Below are 16,801 nucleotides of genomic sequence, written 5' to 3' on the forward strand. Positions count from 1 at the left end.
TTTCAGGAATCTAATCCTAAACAATATTTTCGGATTGAATCCTAGTTTGCTACGGTTTCAATGACTTCTCCTTCTTTATCCAACATGATAGGATCGCCGAAGCCCACGTCTTTCATCCCAGATGCCTGAGTTTTTGCATCTCCAATCACCATATAAATAAGGTTTTTGGAAACGAGGTGTTTGTCAATGAGTTCTTTTGCTTTTTCAAGCGTCATATCCATTACGACCTTTTGTTCCTTAGCCGGGTAGTCTTTTGACAATCCATAGGTGGAAATATTTTCCAGGATTCCCATTTTATCGTTTAAAGTCTCATAACTGAGCGCGCTGCCTTTGATCAGCATACTTTTTGTTTTTTCGAGATCTTCTTCCGAAAAGCCTTCCTTATAATTCTGAAGAATATCTTTGAAAAGGATAGCTGATTCCTTGGTTACGTTGGAACGAACGCTGGCATAGGCAACAAATGCTCCATTATTAATTCTTCGTGTAATGGCGGAGTAAGCACCATAAGTATATCCTTTTTCCTCACGCAACTGCTGAAACAGTCGGCCGGAAGTACCTCCGCCCAAACGTTGGTTCACCACGGTGGCTGCATAATAATCATCATCGCCTCCTTTCATGGCAAGTCCTCCCACCCTGATGACGGATTGCTTGGAGTCCGGAATATCCACGAAATAAACGGCAGATTTTTCCAATACCTTAGGCTCAGGAAGTTCAGGGAATTTCACCTCTTTTGATGGCCATTTTTCCTCCAGAGACTTCAGTGCTTTGAGGGTTCTGTCCTTAGATACAGCGCCCACAAGGTGGAAGCTGGATACGGAAGGAGAGTAATTCGCGGCATAGAAGTTTTTAAGATCATCCAGGGTAATGGATTCAACTGATTCTATGGTTCCGCTTGTTGAATTGGATAAGATATTGTCTTTTCCGTAGATCAGCTTATTAAAACAACGTGCTGCGATCTGGTCCGGTTGTCCATTACTCTGCTGAATGCGGGTGATGGTGCTTGATTTTAAGCGAGCAAATTCTGTTTCATCCCATCGTGGTTCGAGCAACATTTCTTCCATGAGTGCCAATACGGCTTCGTAATTACGACTCAGGCAGCTAGCATTGATGCTAATGTATTCAGAGGAGGTGGACATGGAAATATCGGCCCCGAGTTGTCCGATGGCATCTTCCAGTTCTTCCGGTGTTTTGTTGGCGGTACCTTCCTGCATGATATCTGTCATAAGGTTGGCCACCCCTATTTTATTCGGGTCATCCAAAAGCATTCCGCCTTTCAATCTGAGGCTGAATTCTACAAGAGGCAATTCATTATTTTGAATACCATACACCTCCAATCCATTGGAAAGTTTAGTGTTCCAGATAGAAGGTGTTTTCACCACAGGAGTTTCTCCCAATGGCGGCATTATACTACGATCAAAGGTTGATGGAGTCTTTTCAAAAGCTTCATTGTCTTCCGGTAGTGGCAATGGTTCTGCCCCGGCAACGATAGGTTCTTCGACCACCTGAGCCAGCTCAGACCCTTCAAGTGCCAGTTCAGGCATACCTCTGGGAACAAAACTCGTTGCGAGGTAATTTTTGTCTTTTATATATTTTTGATAAACACGCATGACATCCTCCTTGGTTACGGCGAGGATATTTTTGATTTCTTTGGAAAGTCCTCCCGGATCACCATGAAATTCATTGTATTGTACCAACTGGAATGATTTGCCCAACAAGCTGGAAATGCCGTTATAAAAATCGGTTTCCTGGGTGTTCTTAATGCGCTCCATATCCCTGTCATCGATGCCATTGGTCTCAAAATCACCAAAAGCCTTGAAGATTGCAGCCTGAACGGCATCGAGGTCGACGCCTGAATTAGCCCGCACCCGAATAGTGAATTCTCCGGAAATCTCCCGATCGCCGTTATAAGCGCCAACGGAAGGAGCCAATTTTTGATTTTCCACGATTTCCTTATACAAAGGAGCACGTTTTCCCTGGGAAAGCAATTCGCCAAGATAATTGAGTGCAAATTTATCAGGATTTCCCTCTTCAACTGAAGGCCATACCATACGCAGTTCAGGAAGCTGGGCAAAGTTATCTTCATGCATCAATTTGATGGTGTTGGCCAGGGTCACGGGTTGAGGTTCAGGGTGCTGCACTTCTTCTTTCGCCGGAATTTCGCCAAAATACTTTGCGACAAGTTTTTTAGCCCCCTCAAAATCAATATCTCCTGCTACGACCATAGTTGCGTTATTCGGGCCGTACCATTTTTGGTAAAATTCTTTCACATCCTCAAGGGTTGCTGCATCAAGATCTTCGAGACTTCCTATTACCTGCCAGTTGTATGGATGGCCTTCAGGATAAAGGGCTTTACCGATCACATAACCGGTATGGCCATAAGGCTGGTTATCCACCCGCTGACGTTTCTCATTTTTTACAATTTGTTTTTCATTCTGGAAAACGGCATCCGTAACGGTATTGATCATGAATCCCATACGGTCACTTTCCATCCAGAGAATCTGCTCCAGTGCATCTTTGGGTACCACTTCATAATAAACGGTGCCATCATTCCAGGTTCCTCCGTTAAAGTCGCCTCCCATTTCCTCGATGATTTTGAAAAAGTTTCCTTTCCCCACATTTTCAGAATTCTGGAACAACATATGTTCAAAGAAGTGAGCGAACCCCGTCCGTCCGGGTTTTTCACGGTTAGATCCGACATGGAACATAATTGCCACCGAAACGATAGGGTCAGAATCATCTTTATGCAAGATAACATCCAGGCCATTGTCCAGCGTATACTTTTCATAATCGATCTTCAACTCATCCGGGTTGGCGGAAGAAGTATTACCTCCTCCGTCTTTATTACAGGAAGACCACCCCATCACGAAGATTGCGGCCATCGACAAAAGCAATAATTTTGATAATTTCATATCAGGTGAATTTTTAGTTTTAAAAAGTCGAAAAAATTTAATGATGAGATTTCAGCCAAAAGGTGTAATGTTCCGTTGGGACTTCCGGTAAAGCCAAGGCTATTAACAGGTTATAACTTGGGAACTTGAAGATAGTGAAAGTTTTAAAAGTATTATATCGTTTTGGCTAAACTTTCATGAATAGCCGTCTAATGCACAGGATTTATCGACAAGGGAAAGTAAGTAATCCAGGACATAACGAAAAAAGGCAGCTCCAAACGGAACTGCCTTTTTTAAGACCTGAATTACTTATATTTGTAATTATTCTTTCTCTTCTGTTTCTTCTTCAGTGGCTTCAGCTTCATCAGTGGTTTCTTCCACCACGTCATCCACTTCCACTACTGCGTCTTCCACTACTTCTTCGGCTTCTTCTACAACTTCCTCTACCGCTGTTTCAACGGCAGCCGGTGCTGCAGCTTCAGTTGCTTTTTTCTTGCTTCCACCACGACGACGACGTTTAGAAGTACCGCCCGCTTTTGAATCCTGATTTGCTGAGTAAACATCGTTGAAATCCACCAATTCGATCATGGCCATTTCAGCACCGTCACTTCTACGGAAACCAGTACGCAAAACACGAACATATCCTCCCGGACGGTCAGCAATTTTTTCTGCGATCACATCGAACAATTCTTTGATTGCCTCTTTGTTCTGCAGATTGCTAAAAACCACTCTTCGTGAATGTGTGGTATTGCTTTTAGATTTGGTCAGCAAAGGCTCGATGAATTGTCTCAGCGCTTTTGCTTTTGCCAAAGTAGTGTTGATGCGTTTGTGCGTAATCAAAGCAATGGAAAGGTTACGCAACAAAGCTCTTCTATGGCCGACTTTACGACCAAGGTGGTTGAACTTCTTACCGTGTCTCATTTTTTACGGTTTATCTTTGCAACACTTCCGTTTGTTAATTGAAATGGCAGGCACATTTCTGATAAAAAATTATCAAACAAAGGAGGTCAATGCAAAATTTTATAAAAATCAGCCCCTGCATCCAGGAACTGCCTACATTACAATCTTGTTATTCTTCGTCCAATTTATATTTTGACAAATCCATTCCGAAGGTAAGGCCTTTATCCTGGAGTAATTCTTCAATTTCCACCAAAGATTTCTTACCGAAATTTCTGAATTTGAGCAACTCATGAGTATCGTACTTAACCAACTCTGCCAAAGTATTGATCTTGGCAGCTTTCAGGCAGTTATAAGCCCGAACGGAAAGGTCGAGATCTTCCAAAGAAGTTTTGAGCAGCTTGCGCATGTGCAGGATATGCTCATCCACAATATCAGCTTCTCTTGTTGAGCCATCATCGAAAGTAATATTCTCATCCGTGATCAACATAAGATGTTGAATCAGGATGCGGGAAGCTTCTTTGATGGCATCTTCAGGATGAATCGTTCCATCCGTTTTGATCTCAAAGATAAGCTGCTCGTAATCCGTACGCTGGCCTACACGAGTGTTTTCAATTCTGTAGGAAACGTTTTTAATCGGGGTGTAGATGGCATCCACAGGAATAACACCAATGGGAGCATCTTTAGCAAGGCTTTCACTTGCCGGAACGTATCCTCTGCCTTTGGTAATGGTCAATTCCATTTCGAGATTCACAAATGGTTCCATGGTACAGATCAGAAGATCCGGGTTCATGACTTTGAACACATTGGTGAATTCTTCCAGGTCTCCGGCTTTAAAAGCCTCTTTACCTGTGATCGTGAGGTAAATTTTCTCCGCGGAAACATTTTCATCAACGATGAGTTGTTTCAACCGGATCTGCTTTAGGTTCAGGATGATCTCGACAACATCTTCAACTACTCCGCGTATGGTGGCGAATTCATGGTCAACACCCGCGATACGAATAGCAGAGATCGCAAAACCATCTAATGAAGAAAGCAAAACTCTCCTCAAAGAGTTACCAATGGTTTGGCCAAAGCCTGGTTCCAAAGGTTTAAATTCAAAAAGCCCCTCAAAATCATCAGATTTCTGTAAAACAATCTTGTCAGGCTTCTGGAAATTTAAAATACTCATATGAAATATTTTATTTGGGTCAAGGAACAGCAAAAATGGAGGTTAAACGATTGCCATTCCAATAGACTATTTAAACGTCAAATAGCTTTTCCTAAATTTGGAAAAGCTTTTTATTTAAAGTTGAGTCAACTTTAAATAGAAATTTTGACAGCCGGAATAATCCGGCCGTCAAAATTTTTTTATTTAGAATATAATTCAACGATCAGCTGTTCGTTGATTTTTTCTGGTATTTGTTCTCTTTCAGGAAATTCAAGGAAGATACCCTGCATTTTATCTGAGTTGAATTCCAGCCAAGGGAAGTTACGTACTTCTTTTTTGGCTCCTACTGCATCCCTGATCACCTCAAGGCCCTGTGATTTTCCACGGATAGAAACGACATCACCAGGTTTCAGTAAAGAAGAAGGAATATTGGTCACAATACCATTGACGGTAACGTGTTTGTGTGTCACCAATTGTCTTGCTGCTCTACGAGTAGATGCCATACCCAGACGGAAAACGGTATTATCAAGGCGAGATTCAAGTAATTGCAGCAGCACAGTACCTGTTACCCCACTTTTACGGCTTGCTTTTTCAAACAAATTTCTAAACTGACGCTCCAACAAACCATAAGCATACTTCGCTTTTTGTTTCTCGAGTAACTGGAGGCCATAGTCAGACTTCTGCTTTCTTCTTTTCCTTCCGTTACCGTGTTGTCCCGGAGGATATTTTTTCTTTTCAAATGCTCTGTCGAAGCCAAATATTGCTTCTCCAAGTGCTCTTGCTTTTTTTGCCTTCGGCCCTGTATATCTTGCCATTTTTAAGAATTACTTTTTCTAATTTAAGTACAGAGTGTAAAATGATAAAATTATACCCTTCTGCGTTTCGGAGGACGACAACCATTATGAGGAACCGGTGTTACGTCAAGGATCTTAGAAACCTTAATACCGGCCACATCGATCGCACGGATCGCTGCTTCACGACCGGAACCTGGTCCTTTTACATAAACCTGGACCATACGCAATCCGGCATCATGAGCCGTTGTTGCTGCATCCGCTGCAGCCACTTGAGCTGCATAAGGTGTATTTTTCTTTGACCCACGGAATCCCGCTTTCCCGGCAGAAGCCCAGGATATTACCTGACCTTTTTTATTGGTCAATGTAACAATAATGTTGTTGAAACTTGCTTTGATATAAGCAAAACCTTCCGGTTCAACCTTTACATTTCTCTTTTTAGCCTTTTTTACTCTTCCCTTTGCCATTATAGATTCAGGATTTTTTAAAAATGAAGCCGATTATTACGGCGATCATGTTTTTATGATGAATTCCTGTTTTAAATCTATCAACCAAAACAGGTCTCCTAAGAGGTATTATTTAGTTACCTTCTTTTTGTTTGCAACAGTCTTTTTCCGTCCTTTACGTGTACGAGCGTTGGTTTTGGTACGCTGACCACGTAAAGGTAATCCTTTACGGTGACGCACACCTCTGTAACATCCAATGTCCATCAATCGTTTGATATTCATTTGGACTTCTGAACGCAACTCCCCTTCCACTTTATACTCATTGGTAATCAAACGAGTAATTTCGCGAACACTTTCGTCATCCCAGTCCTGGACTTTGATGTTAGGATCAACCCCAGCTCTCTCAAGAATTTGGACTGAGAGGGATCTTCCTATACCAAAGATGTAAGTCAGACCTATTACACCACGTTTATTTCTTGGTAAATCAACACCTGCTATACGAGCCATCTGTTAAAAGATATTTAAATTCTAATTAATAAAAACATACTGCCACGGGGAAATTTTATCCCTGACGTTGTTTAAATTTCGGATTCTTCTTATTAATTACGTACAATTTGCCTTTTCTCCTCACAATCTTGCAATCTACTGAACGCTTTTTAATAGATGTTTTAACTTTCATTTCCTAAAGTTTTTTATGCACAAAAAAATATTGCCAAATATATATTCGCTTCTTATTTTTAAAAATAAAGCCAACGATTTGACAATTTAAAATGAGCTTATTTGTATCTATATACTATTCTTCCTCTGGACAGATCATAAGGTGACATTTCCACTGCTACTTTATCTCCCGGTAAAATACGAATGTAGTGCATCCTCATTTTTCCGGAGATCGTTGCGACAATTTTATGATCGTTTTCTAACCTTACCCGAAACATTGCATTAGACAATGCTTCTTCAATAATACCATCCTGTTTAATCAGGTTCTTTTTTGCCATATTTTGAATTTCGGAGTGCAAAGGTAATAAATAATAATTAGATTCTACCTAATCATCGAAAAAAAAATCACCCTTATCCTACCCCTCATTATTTTTCAGACTTTAAACAAATTCAAAGTCAATCTTTACTTCTTTTACATTGTCATTTTTGCGAATAGCTTGCTCCACAATCGAATGGTCTGACAAAATATCTGCCTTATCTTTACGAATGGCAATCGTATGTTCAAAATGCGCCGAAGGTTTTTTGTCCCTGGCATAAACCGTCCATCCGTCTTTTGAAGTGGCAACTCTTTTGTCACCCAGGTTCACCATGGGTTCGATGGCAATCACTAATCCTTCCTGCAACTTGACCCCTCTTCCTCTCCTGCCATAATTCGGCACTTCAGGAGCTTCGTGTAAATTTCTTCCTACTCCATGCCCTACGAGCTCACGCACGATTCCATAACCATGCTCTTTTTCAGCATAATACTGAACGGCGAAACTTACATCTCCGAGCCTGTTGCCAACAACGGCCTGTTCAATGCCTTTATAAAGTGAAGTGTTCGTTACTTCCAACAATTTCATCACCTCCTCGGAAACATCCCCTAAAGCAAAGGTATAGGCAGCATCTCCATAAAAACCATTCATGATTACTCCGCAATCAACGGACACAATGTCCCCGTCTTTAAAAACCTGATCTTTACCAGGAATTCCATGAACAACCTGTTCATTTGGAGAAACACATAAGGTAGCCGGAAAACCTCCGTATCCTTTAAAACCTGGTACTGCACCGTGATCAAGGATTAATTCTTCAGCTGCTTTATCAATTTGGGCCCCACTCATACCCGGTTTGATCATACTCCCCACAAGAGCCAGTGTTTTACTTACCAGTAAACAACTCTCTCTTATCAACTCAATCTCATCGTCCGTTTTATATATGATCATCTTTTTGTCTGCCATGAGGGTGGTGATTACATACCGGCTCCAATACCCTGAAGGCGGCTACTACGGCCCTGGAGTTTTCCTGATTTTACCAATCCGTCATAACGACGCATCAACAAATGACTTTCTATTTGCTGTAAAGTATCTAATACCACCCCAACGAGGATAAGAATAGAAGTACCACCGAAGAAAGCTGCAAATCCTGCATTGATTCCAAAAGCACGAGCAAAAGCAGGCATAATGGCGATAAGTGCAAGAAAAATAGAACCAGGTAAGGTTATTCTACTGGTAACAGAGTCAATAAAGTCTGCAGTAGATTTTCCAGGTTTTACCCCGGGAATAAAAGCATTTTGACGTTTCAGGTAATCCGCATATTGAGTAGGGTTCACCATCAAAGCTGTATATACGTAAGTGAAAATTACCACCAGGAAAAAATAGATAAAATTATAAGGTCCTGAGGTAAAATCATTAAGTGAACGCACCCAATAACTAGAAGCCAATGTGCTATCTGCTCCGGACAATGCCTTGATAATTGTTCCGGGCAGGAACATCAATGCCTGAGCAAAGATAATAGGCATAACACCGGCCGCATTGACTTTCAAGGGAATATAATCCCTGGCTCCTGCTACCGGCATGGCATTAGCACCACGGCCCACCATTCGTTTAGCAAACTGGATAGGAATTTTACGCACCCCGGTAACGATAAGAACCGTTGCCATAACGGCCAGCAACAAGGCTGCGATCTCAAAAACGAAGATCAACAAACTGCCCTGGTCGGTTCTCAGGAGGAATTCAGCAGCCATCATTTTAGGAAGTCTGGCTATGATTCCAACGGTGATCAATAAAGAAACCCCGTTTCCAATACCTCTGTCTGTAATACGTTCTCCAAGCCACATCGCAAAGATAACTCCTGTAGCAAGAATAATAATATTAGAAGCCCAGAAGATGAAATCCGGAATAGATGGATCAACAGCTCCCATGGATTTGACATAAGCAAGATATCCTCCGCCTTGAAGCAGAGTAATGACAACAGTTAAAAGTCGGGTAATCTGTGTCAATTTTTTACGACCGGATTCTCCTTCTTTTTGCTGTAATTTTTGGAAATAAGGTACAGCAAATCCCATCAACTGAATAATGATAGAAGCTGTAATATAAGGCATGATACCTAACGCAAAAATGGCAGCCTGATTAAAAGCGCCACCGGTAAAAAGGTTGATCAACCCCAATAAATCGTTTGGACCCGAAGAACTTTTTAAGGCTTTCTCCAAAATTTGAGGATCCACCCCGGGCAAAACAACATAGGCCCCGAACCGATAAACCAAAAGCATTCCCAATGTAAAGAGAATGCGGTTTCTCAATTCTTTAATCTTCCAAATATTTTTAAGCGTCTCGATTAGCTTTTTCATCTATTTACAATTTTGTTGCCCGGAGGTAACACATGAAACCACCAATACAAAAGCTCAAAAAGGCTTTTCTATTAGTGGCGGTCACATTTTATTATTAAACGAGATTTACACTTCCACCTGCTGTTTCAACAGCCTGCTTTGCACTGGCAGAACAAGCATGAACAGAAACATTGATCCTTGATTTCAGTTCTCCGTCACCCAGGATTTTGACCAGGTCATTTTTACGAATCACTCCCTGAGCGATAAGTGTATTTACATCGATGGTGTCAGTCTTCAACACATCAGCCATCTCCTGCAACCTTGCCAAACTGAATGCTACGTATTCAACCCGGTTAGGATTCTTAAAGCCACGTTTTGGCACACGCATCTGAAGCGGCATTTGTCCCCCTTCATGACCACGTTTACGGCTGTAACCTGACCTGGACTTGGCTCCTTTATGACCACGGGTAGCAGTACCACCATGTCCTGATCCTTGTCCTCTGGCTATTCTTTTGCCTTTTTTTACCGAACCCTCAGCAGGTTTTAAATTATGCAGTTCCATTATATGAATAGAATTTAAATCTTTAAAAAATCACCCTTACGGGTTAATTATTTTACCTCCTCAACTTTCACAAGGTGGTTTACTTTATCGATCATTCCTTTGATCTGAGGCGTAACTTCATGAACAGCACTTCCACTAATCTTTTTGATACCCAGAGCAATCAAAGTTGCCTTTTGGCGCTTAGACCGATCAATGGTGCTTTTCACCTGTGTTATTTTAACCTTACTCATATCCGTTTAAAATTTTAGCTGCAAGAGCTGATTAACCGTTGAATAATTTCTCCATGGAGATATTACGTTGTTTCGCCACCGTCTGCGGGCTTCTCAATTTTGACAAAGCATCGATAGTTGCTTTAACCACGTTGTGTGGATTTGAAGAACCCTGTGATTTTGCCAAAACGTTGTGAACTCCTGCAGTTTCCAATACAGCACGCATCGCACCACCGGCAATTACTCCGGTACCACTGGAAGCTGGCTTGATCAACACTTTTCCAGCACCATATTTTCCTTTTTGTTCGTGAGGAATGGTTCCGTTGAAAAGAGGCACTTTGATCAGGTTCTTTTTTGCATCATCTACCGCCTTTGCAATAGATTCAGACACATCACGGGCCTTGCCCAGTCCATGTCCTACCGTTCCGTTACCATCACCCACCACAACAATTGCAGCAAAGCTAAAAGTACGTCCCCCTTTGGTTACTTTGGCTACCCTGTTGAGGTTAACCAATTTTTCCTTGAGTTCTGTTTCAGCCGGTTTAACTCTGTCTCTATCTCTGTTTGAGTCTTTCTTTGCCATTATAATGGAAATTATTTAATTTTTATAATTTTAATCCGGCTTCACGAGCAGCATCAGCAAGTGCTTTTACTCTTCCGTGGTAGAGGTAACCCCCTCTGTCAAAAACAGCCGAATCGATATTTATTGCCAGGGCACGTTCGCCGATAAGTTTACCGACTTTAGCTGCCTGTTGTGTTTTTGTTCCTTCACTTTCCACCCCTTTATCACGGGAAGAAGCAGCGGCCAAAGTATTGCCTTTGACATCATCAATAAGCTGGCAGTAAATCTCATTATTGCTTCTGAAGACATTCAAACGAGGGCGCTGTGCCGTACCTTTGACTTTCTTACGGATTCTGTATTGAATCTTGCGTCTTCTATTTTCTTTTGAAAATTGCATTTGCTTTAAAATTTCAGCTTTAGTGTAGGAGAATTTTCAAACCCAAAGCTCCTTATGTTTATAAATGTTAATCTTTAAAGTTGCCCCTATAAAAAAAGCAGGCTTCAAGAGATACGGATATAAAAATATTGCTTTAATATTATTTACCGGCCGTTTTACCTTGCTTACGTCTGAGGTCTTCGCCGACAAACTTAATACCCTTTCCTTTGTAAGGCTCAGGTTTACGGAACGCCCGGATCTTGGCGGCAATCTGACCCAACAGTTGTTTATCAGAACTTTCCAGCTTAATGATCGGGTTCTTACCTTTTTCCATTACGGCTTCCACATTAACTTCATCTGGAATCACGAAATAAATAGGGTGAGAATATCCTACTGACAATTCGAGCATCTGGCCCATATTGCTGGCACGGTAACCGACGCCCACCACTTCGAGTTGTTTAACAAACCCATTAGACACCCCTTCTACCATGTTGTACAACAAAGAGCGATACAACCCGTGAACGGAACGATGGCGCTTGGAATCTGTCGGACGTACAACAGTCACTTCTCCGTCTTCAATATTTATCGTCAGATCAGGATCTACTTGCTGTGTCAATTCCCCTTTGGGTCCTTTTACAGTAACTAAATTTCCTTTGCTGACGTTTATTTCAACACCGCTCGTAAGCGTAATTGGTGATTTTCCTATCCTTGACATCTTATCTCAGATTTTGACCTATTAGTAAATATAACAAAGCACTTCGCCTCCAACATTCTCTTTCTTGGCCTGTTTGTCAGTCACCAAACCATGAGAACTGGAAATTATTGCAATTCCAAGGCCATTGATAACCCTTGGTAAATTATCAACGCCTACATATTGGCGTAATCCCGGCTTACTCACACGAATCATTTTTTTGATTGCAGGTGCTTTGGTGACAGGATCGTATTTAATGGCGATTTTGATGACGCCTTGCTTTCCTTTTCCTACTCCGTCTTCGAACTTGTACTTGAGGATATATCCCTGATCATAAAGGATTTCCGTCATATGTTTCTTAACATTGGAAGAAGGAATTTCCACAATTTTGTGACCTGCCATTTGTGCATTACGAATGCGGGTCAAATAATCTGCTATCGGATCTGTTGCAGCCATTTTTTTTTAATTTCGCCGACCGGTTTTCCTGTTGCGGAACCTGGTCAACTATTATAATAAATATTTTTTACCAACTAGCTTTTGTCACACCAGGAAGTTTTCCTTCCAGGGCCATTTGACGGAACTTAACACGGCACAGCCCAAAATCACGCATGTACCCTTTAGGACGACCGGTCAATTGGCAACGGTTGTGCAAACGAATAGGAGCGGAATTACGGGGTAATTTATCCAGTTCGTCCCAACGTCCTTCTTCTTTTAACTGTTTGCGCAGGTCGGCATATTTAGCAACCATACGCTGTCTTTTATTTTCTCTAGCAATAAGTGACTTTCTGGCCATTATATAAAAGTTGTTTCCTTTAAAAAAGGATTAAAAATTAATTTCTTTGATTTTTGAAAGGCAATCCTAAAGCTTTCAACAGTGCCAAAGCTTCAGCATCTGTTTTTGCCGTAGTAACAAAAGTAATGTCCATACCGGTGATACGGTTTACTTTATCAATGTCAATCTCAGGAAAAACGATTTGTTCCTTGATTCCCATTGAATAGTTCCCCCTACCGTCAAAACTCTTATCGTTGATTCCGCGAAAGTCACGAACACGAGGAAGCGAAACGGTAACCAGTCTGTCTAAAAACTCATACATGCGGTTGTGACGCAGTGTTACACGCGCACCGATAGTCATGCCATCTCTGAGTTTAAAGTTAGAAATCGACTTTTTAGCTTTTGTTGGTACTGCCTTCTGTCCGGCGATGATGCTCATTTCTGCTAAGGCATTGTCCACAAGTTTTTTGTCTTGTGTAGCTTCACCGACTCCCTGGTTAAGGCTTATCTTGACCAGTCTGGGCACTTCCATAATAGACTTATACTGAAATTGCTCCATGAGAACAGGGACAATTTCTTTGCTATATTTTTCTCTTAATCTTGGTATATAACTCATTACTTAATGATTTCCCCGGATTTTTTCGAATAACGTACAATTTTACCACTTTCTTCTCTTTTTCTTCCAACACGTGTGGGGTCACCCGATTTGGGATCAACCACCATGAGGTTAGAAAGATGAATAGGAGCGGGTATTTTTTCAATACCGCCCGGACTATCTTGTGATGGTTTACGGTGTTTGGTCATAATATTGACCCCATCTACGATAGCCTTATTTTCAGAAGGAAAAACCTCCAATACCTCTCTGGGGGTACTTTTGTCTTTATAAGCGCCTGCAATAACGACAACTTTGTCTCCTCGTTTGATCTTCAACTTTGGCGCAAAACGATTTTTGTTAGCTACTTTTGCCATTTTAGTATCTTACATTAGCCACATTTCTGAGCAATTGCAGAAACGCGTGGTCATTAATAAATTACAATACTTCAGGAGCCAAAGAAACGATTCTCATGTAATCTTTCTCTCTGAGCTCTCTTGCAACAGGCCCAAAAATACGGGTACCTCTTGGTTCTTCAGCGGCGTTAAGGATTACCACTGCGTTGTCATCAAATCGGATATAAGATCCATCTTTGCGACGAATTTCTTTTTTAGTGCGTACCACAACAGCTTTGGTAACAGTTCCTTTTTTGATACCTCCTCCCGGAGAAGCTGATTTTACACTAACGACAATTTTGTCGCCAACAGAGGCATAACGACGTTTAGAGCCTCCCAAAACACGGATACAAAGAACTTCTTTTGCACCACTATTATCTGCTACCTTGAGCCTGCTTTCTTGCTGTATCATGACCTTTTATTTTTCGAATCCTGGATTCAATTACGCCTAAACAAGGCTTTATTTAGCTCTTTCAATTATTTCGACCAACCTCCAACGTTTGAATTTACTAAGAGGACGTGTTTCCATTATGCGTACAGTATCCCCTTCATTACACTCGTTATTCTCGTCGTGAGCGATGAATTTTTTGGTCTTCTTTACAAATTTGCCATAAATAGGGTGTTGCAGACGACGCTCAACAGTAACAGCAATCGTTTTGTCCATTTTTGAACTGGAAACTACCCCGACTCTTTGCTTTCTAAGATTTCTTTCAGACATTTCTATTAAATTAAACTGATGGAACAACCACCAAATTATATTTTACGCCTTCTGGCTATTATTTTAGACCGTTTTGCCAATTCTGCTTCGGTTGCATTTGCAAGTTCTCTTCTGCGAATTTCAGTTTGCAAACGAGCTATATCTCTACGTACTTCACGCAAATTAAGTGGATTTTCCAAACCAGTCAGTGCATGGTCAAATTTCATCTTTTGGTATTGAGCACGGGTTGAATCGAGCTCGCTTGCCAAATCACTGTCTGAAAAATCCTTAAGTTCTAAAAATTTCTTTGTTGCCATCGCAAATATTATTTTTAAAAGGAAAATTTATCCTTCGAAATCAGGTCTTACAACTGTTTTGGTAAGCACTGGTAATTTTTGGGCTGCCAGACGCAAAGCTTCATAAGCTACGTCACGAGGTACCCCGTCAATTTCAAACATTATTTTCCCGGGTTTGATAGGGGCGATATAATGATCCAGGGCTCCTTTACCCTTACCCATACGTACCTCGAGAGGTTTGGAAGTAACTGGCTTGTCCGGAAAAACTCTGATCCAAACCTTACCTTCCCTTTTCATATGACGCGTCATAGCAATACGAGCAGCCTCAATTTGTCTGCTGGTCAGATGTCCTCTGGTCAGGGACTTAAGACCATAAGTTCCAAAGTCAACGGTACTTCCACGTTGTGCCAGGCCCTTATTTCTCCCTTTCTGCTGTTTGCGATATTTCGTTCTTTTTGGCTGTAACATTATCCAAAAAATTTTATCAATTTTTTCAAAAAATCACCCTAAAACCCGGGCATTTCTACCAAATTCAAGGCAGGTTTGAAAAAAGCTTGGCAAAGATAAGCCTTTTTCTTTAATATTTATTAATTCCTCCTTTGATTTCTTCCACCACCACCACCGGCACCGGATCCACCTCGTCTGCGACCGCCTCCGGAACCTTCTCTTCTACCAGTACCTGGTCCACGTTTTCCGCCTGCATCGCTACCTCCTGCATCTTTAGCTGAAAGTCCTGCATTAGGAGACAAGTCACGCTTTCCGAATACTTCTCCTTTGCATATCCAAACCTTGATCCCTAATTTTCCATAGATGGTCTGAGCTTCCTGGAGCGCGTAGTCAATATCCGCTCTGAAAGTATGCAAAGGCGTTCTTCCGTCTTTGAATTCTTCGGAACGAGCCATCTCTGCTCCATTCAATCTACCTGAGATACGCACTTTTATGCCTTCTGCTCCGGCACGCATGGTTGATTGAATAGCCATTTTGATAGCACGACGATAGTTGATACGACCTTCCAGCTGTTTAGCAATAGACTCGCCAACAATATTGGCATCAAGTTCAGGCTTACGGATCTCAATGATGTTGATCTGAATGTCATGTCCGGTCAATTTCTTAAGCTCTTCACGGATACGATCCACCTCAGAACCTCCTTTACCGATGATAATACCGGGGCGAGAAGTGTGAACGGTTACTGTAATACGTTTGAGCGTACGTTCGATAACAATACGGGCGATACCGCCTTTTTGTACACGAGCTTTAAGGTAATTGCGGATTTTTTCATCCTGCACAACTTTTTCAGCATAGTCTTTGTCAGCAAACCAGTTGGAATCCCAACCTCTGATGATACCAAGACGGTTACCTATTGGATTTGTCTTTTGTCCCATAATTATGGCAAAATTTTTAGCTTCTTAGTTATTCAACTTCCTCTACTGTAACGGCATCTTCGATTTCAGATAATGTTTTCACATCATCCGCCAGTGGAATTCTGTTTTCCACTACGATGGTTACATGACAGGAATGTTTACGAATGCGGTGTGCTCTACCGTGTGGAGCAGGACGAAAACGTTTTAACATCGCTCCCTGGTCGGCACTAATGCTTGTGATCACGAGATCATAATCATCAGCACTTTCAGCACCACCTAATTTATGCTCCCAATTTGAAATAGCAGATACGAGAAGTTTTTCCAACCATACTGCTGCTTCTTTCTTTGTAAAGCGCAAAATGTCAAGAGCGTCATAAGCTTTTTTACCCCTGATCAAATCAACGACCAAGCGCATTTTGCGCGCTGACATTTGTACACCTTTTAATTTAGCTACTGCTTCCATTTTACAAATATTGTGGTGGTTCAATCCTCTGAAACGCTGACGTTTCATCAATTGACCTTTAACAGTTTTTATAAATTTCTTTACTTACGATTTCCTGAGTGTCCTCTAAAGTTACGCGTAGGAGAAAACTCACCGAGTTTATGACCAACCATATTTTCTGTGACAAACACAGGGACAAAGGTTTTGCCATTATGAACAGCGATGGTTTGACCAACCATGTCAGGAACGATCATTGATGTTCTTGACCAGGTTTTGATCACCTTTTTTTTGTTGGACTCTTTTACTGCGATTACCTGATCCACTAATTTGTGGAAAACGTAAGGTCCTTTTTTAATAGATCTTGCCATAATCT

26 protein-coding genes are annotated in these 16,801 nt (G+C 41.4%); all 26 read right to left on the bottom strand.

What is annotated here, in order from left to right; genetic code table 11:
* Positions 1–41: 41 nt before the first annotated feature.
* The 26 genes from H6571_08665 to rpsS all read right to left on the bottom strand — a co-directional run bounded on the left by H6571_08665 (position 42) and on the right by rpsS (position 16,796).
* Complete coding sequence (locus H6571_08665) at positions 42–2,909, bottom strand: insulinase family protein (GenBank protein MCB9323791.1); 2,868 nt, start codon at positions 2,907–2,909, stop codon at positions 42–44.
* A 300-nt stretch (positions 2,910–3,209) separates the two neighbouring features.
* A complete protein-coding gene (rplQ, locus tag H6571_08670) occupies positions 3,210–3,809 on the bottom strand; it encodes a 50S ribosomal protein L17 (GenBank protein MCB9323792.1) in 600 nt (199 codons plus the stop codon).
* A gap of 148 nt (positions 3,810–3,957) precedes the next feature.
* Positions 3,958–4,956 (bottom strand): DNA-directed RNA polymerase subunit alpha, encoded by a 999-nt coding sequence (locus tag H6571_08675; GenBank protein ID MCB9323793.1) that lies wholly within the window; start codon positions 4,954–4,956, stop codon positions 3,958–3,960.
* 179 nt (positions 4,957–5,135) lie between these two features.
* Positions 5,136–5,750 carry a 30S ribosomal protein S4 gene (gene rpsD / locus H6571_08680; protein ID MCB9323794.1) on the bottom strand — a complete coding sequence of 205 codons (615 nt, stop codon included), beginning with the start codon at positions 5,748–5,750 and terminating at the stop codon, positions 5,136–5,138.
* A 50-nt stretch (positions 5,751–5,800) separates the two neighbouring features.
* The gene (gene rpsK / locus H6571_08685; protein MCB9323795.1) at positions 5,801–6,193 is read right to left on the bottom strand and encodes a 30S ribosomal protein S11; all 393 of its coding nucleotides are present in this window, start codon (positions 6,191–6,193) and stop codon (positions 5,801–5,803) included.
* 108 nt (positions 6,194–6,301) lie between these two features.
* Positions 6,302–6,679 carry a 30S ribosomal protein S13 gene (gene rpsM, locus H6571_08690; protein MCB9323796.1) on the bottom strand — a complete coding sequence of 126 codons (378 nt, stop codon included), beginning with the start codon at positions 6,677–6,679 and terminating at the stop codon, positions 6,302–6,304.
* A gap of 55 nt (positions 6,680–6,734) precedes the next feature.
* Entirely contained in the window at positions 6,735–6,851 is a 117-nt protein-coding gene (gene rpmJ, locus H6571_08695) for a 50S ribosomal protein L36 (GenBank protein ID MCB9323797.1), read from the bottom strand.
* Between the two features lie 97 nt (positions 6,852–6,948).
* On the bottom strand, positions 6,949–7,167 hold the full coding sequence (gene infA, locus H6571_08700) for a translation initiation factor IF-1 (protein MCB9323798.1): 219 nt from the start codon (positions 7,165–7,167) through the stop codon (positions 6,949–6,951).
* A gap of 102 nt (positions 7,168–7,269) precedes the next feature.
* Positions 7,270–8,091, bottom strand: a complete 822-nt coding sequence (gene map, locus H6571_08705) for a type I methionyl aminopeptidase (protein MCB9323799.1) — start codon at positions 8,089–8,091, stop codon at positions 7,270–7,272.
* 26 nt (positions 8,092–8,117) lie between these two features.
* The gene (gene secY, locus H6571_08710; GenBank protein ID MCB9323800.1) at positions 8,118–9,494 is read right to left on the bottom strand and encodes a preprotein translocase subunit SecY; all 1,377 of its coding nucleotides are present in this window, start codon (positions 9,492–9,494) and stop codon (positions 8,118–8,120) included.
* A gap of 94 nt (positions 9,495–9,588) precedes the next feature.
* Entirely contained in the window at positions 9,589–10,035 is a 447-nt protein-coding gene (rplO, locus tag H6571_08715; GenBank protein MCB9323801.1) for a 50S ribosomal protein L15, read from the bottom strand.
* 47 nt (positions 10,036–10,082) lie between these two features.
* Entirely contained in the window at positions 10,083–10,265 is a 183-nt protein-coding gene (gene rpmD, locus H6571_08720) for a 50S ribosomal protein L30 (GenBank protein MCB9323802.1), read from the bottom strand.
* A gap of 31 nt (positions 10,266–10,296) precedes the next feature.
* A complete protein-coding gene (gene rpsE / locus H6571_08725; protein ID MCB9323803.1) occupies positions 10,297–10,827 on the bottom strand; it encodes a 30S ribosomal protein S5 in 531 nt (176 codons plus the stop codon).
* A 22-nt stretch (positions 10,828–10,849) separates the two neighbouring features.
* Positions 10,850–11,203, bottom strand: coding sequence for a 50S ribosomal protein L18 (gene rplR / locus H6571_08730; protein MCB9323804.1), 354 nt, complete (start codon positions 11,201–11,203; stop codon positions 10,850–10,852).
* Between the two features lie 139 nt (positions 11,204–11,342).
* Positions 11,343–11,897, bottom strand: a complete 555-nt coding sequence (rplF, locus tag H6571_08735; protein MCB9323805.1) for a 50S ribosomal protein L6 — start codon at positions 11,895–11,897, stop codon at positions 11,343–11,345.
* Between the two features lie 21 nt (positions 11,898–11,918).
* Entirely contained in the window at positions 11,919–12,329 is a 411-nt protein-coding gene (gene rpsH / locus H6571_08740) for a 30S ribosomal protein S8 (GenBank protein ID MCB9323806.1), read from the bottom strand.
* A 67-nt stretch (positions 12,330–12,396) separates the two neighbouring features.
* The gene (rpsN, locus tag H6571_08745; protein ID MCB9323807.1) at positions 12,397–12,666 is read right to left on the bottom strand and encodes a 30S ribosomal protein S14; all 270 of its coding nucleotides are present in this window, start codon (positions 12,664–12,666) and stop codon (positions 12,397–12,399) included.
* Positions 12,667–12,703: 37 nt separating this feature from the next.
* Positions 12,704–13,252: a 50S ribosomal protein L5 gene (rplE, locus tag H6571_08750; protein ID MCB9323808.1), complete on the bottom strand. Its 549-nt coding sequence runs from the start codon at positions 13,250–13,252 to the stop codon at positions 12,704–12,706.
* Positions 13,253–13,260: 8 nt separating this feature from the next.
* Positions 13,261–13,575 carry a 50S ribosomal protein L24 gene (gene rplX / locus H6571_08755; protein ID MCB9323809.1) on the bottom strand — a complete coding sequence of 105 codons (315 nt, stop codon included), beginning with the start codon at positions 13,573–13,575 and terminating at the stop codon, positions 13,261–13,263.
* Between the two features lie 100 nt (positions 13,576–13,675).
* The gene (gene rplN / locus H6571_08760) at positions 13,676–14,044 is read right to left on the bottom strand and encodes a 50S ribosomal protein L14 (GenBank protein ID MCB9323810.1); all 369 of its coding nucleotides are present in this window, start codon (positions 14,042–14,044) and stop codon (positions 13,676–13,678) included.
* A gap of 48 nt (positions 14,045–14,092) precedes the next feature.
* Positions 14,093–14,350, bottom strand: a complete 258-nt coding sequence (rpsQ, locus tag H6571_08765) for a 30S ribosomal protein S17 (protein ID MCB9323811.1) — start codon at positions 14,348–14,350, stop codon at positions 14,093–14,095.
* A 35-nt stretch (positions 14,351–14,385) separates the two neighbouring features.
* On the bottom strand, positions 14,386–14,646 hold the full coding sequence (gene rpmC, locus H6571_08770; protein MCB9323812.1) for a 50S ribosomal protein L29: 261 nt from the start codon (positions 14,644–14,646) through the stop codon (positions 14,386–14,388).
* 27 nt (positions 14,647–14,673) lie between these two features.
* A complete protein-coding gene (rplP, locus tag H6571_08775) occupies positions 14,674–15,093 on the bottom strand; it encodes a 50S ribosomal protein L16 (protein MCB9323813.1) in 420 nt (139 codons plus the stop codon).
* Between the two features lie 119 nt (positions 15,094–15,212).
* Complete coding sequence (gene rpsC / locus H6571_08780; protein ID MCB9323814.1) at positions 15,213–16,007, bottom strand: 30S ribosomal protein S3; 795 nt, start codon at positions 16,005–16,007, stop codon at positions 15,213–15,215.
* Between the two features lie 28 nt (positions 16,008–16,035).
* Positions 16,036–16,449 (bottom strand): 50S ribosomal protein L22, encoded by a 414-nt coding sequence (rplV, locus tag H6571_08785; protein ID MCB9323815.1) that lies wholly within the window; start codon positions 16,447–16,449, stop codon positions 16,036–16,038.
* Positions 16,450–16,529: 80 nt separating this feature from the next.
* The gene (gene rpsS, locus H6571_08790) at positions 16,530–16,796 is read right to left on the bottom strand and encodes a 30S ribosomal protein S19 (protein ID MCB9323816.1); all 267 of its coding nucleotides are present in this window, start codon (positions 16,794–16,796) and stop codon (positions 16,530–16,532) included.
* Positions 16,797–16,801: the final 5 nt, after the last annotated feature.

The sequence above is a fragment of the Lewinellaceae bacterium genome, from assembly GCA_020636105.1.
Taxonomy (GTDB): domain Bacteria; phylum Bacteroidota; class Bacteroidia; order Chitinophagales; family Saprospiraceae; genus BCD1.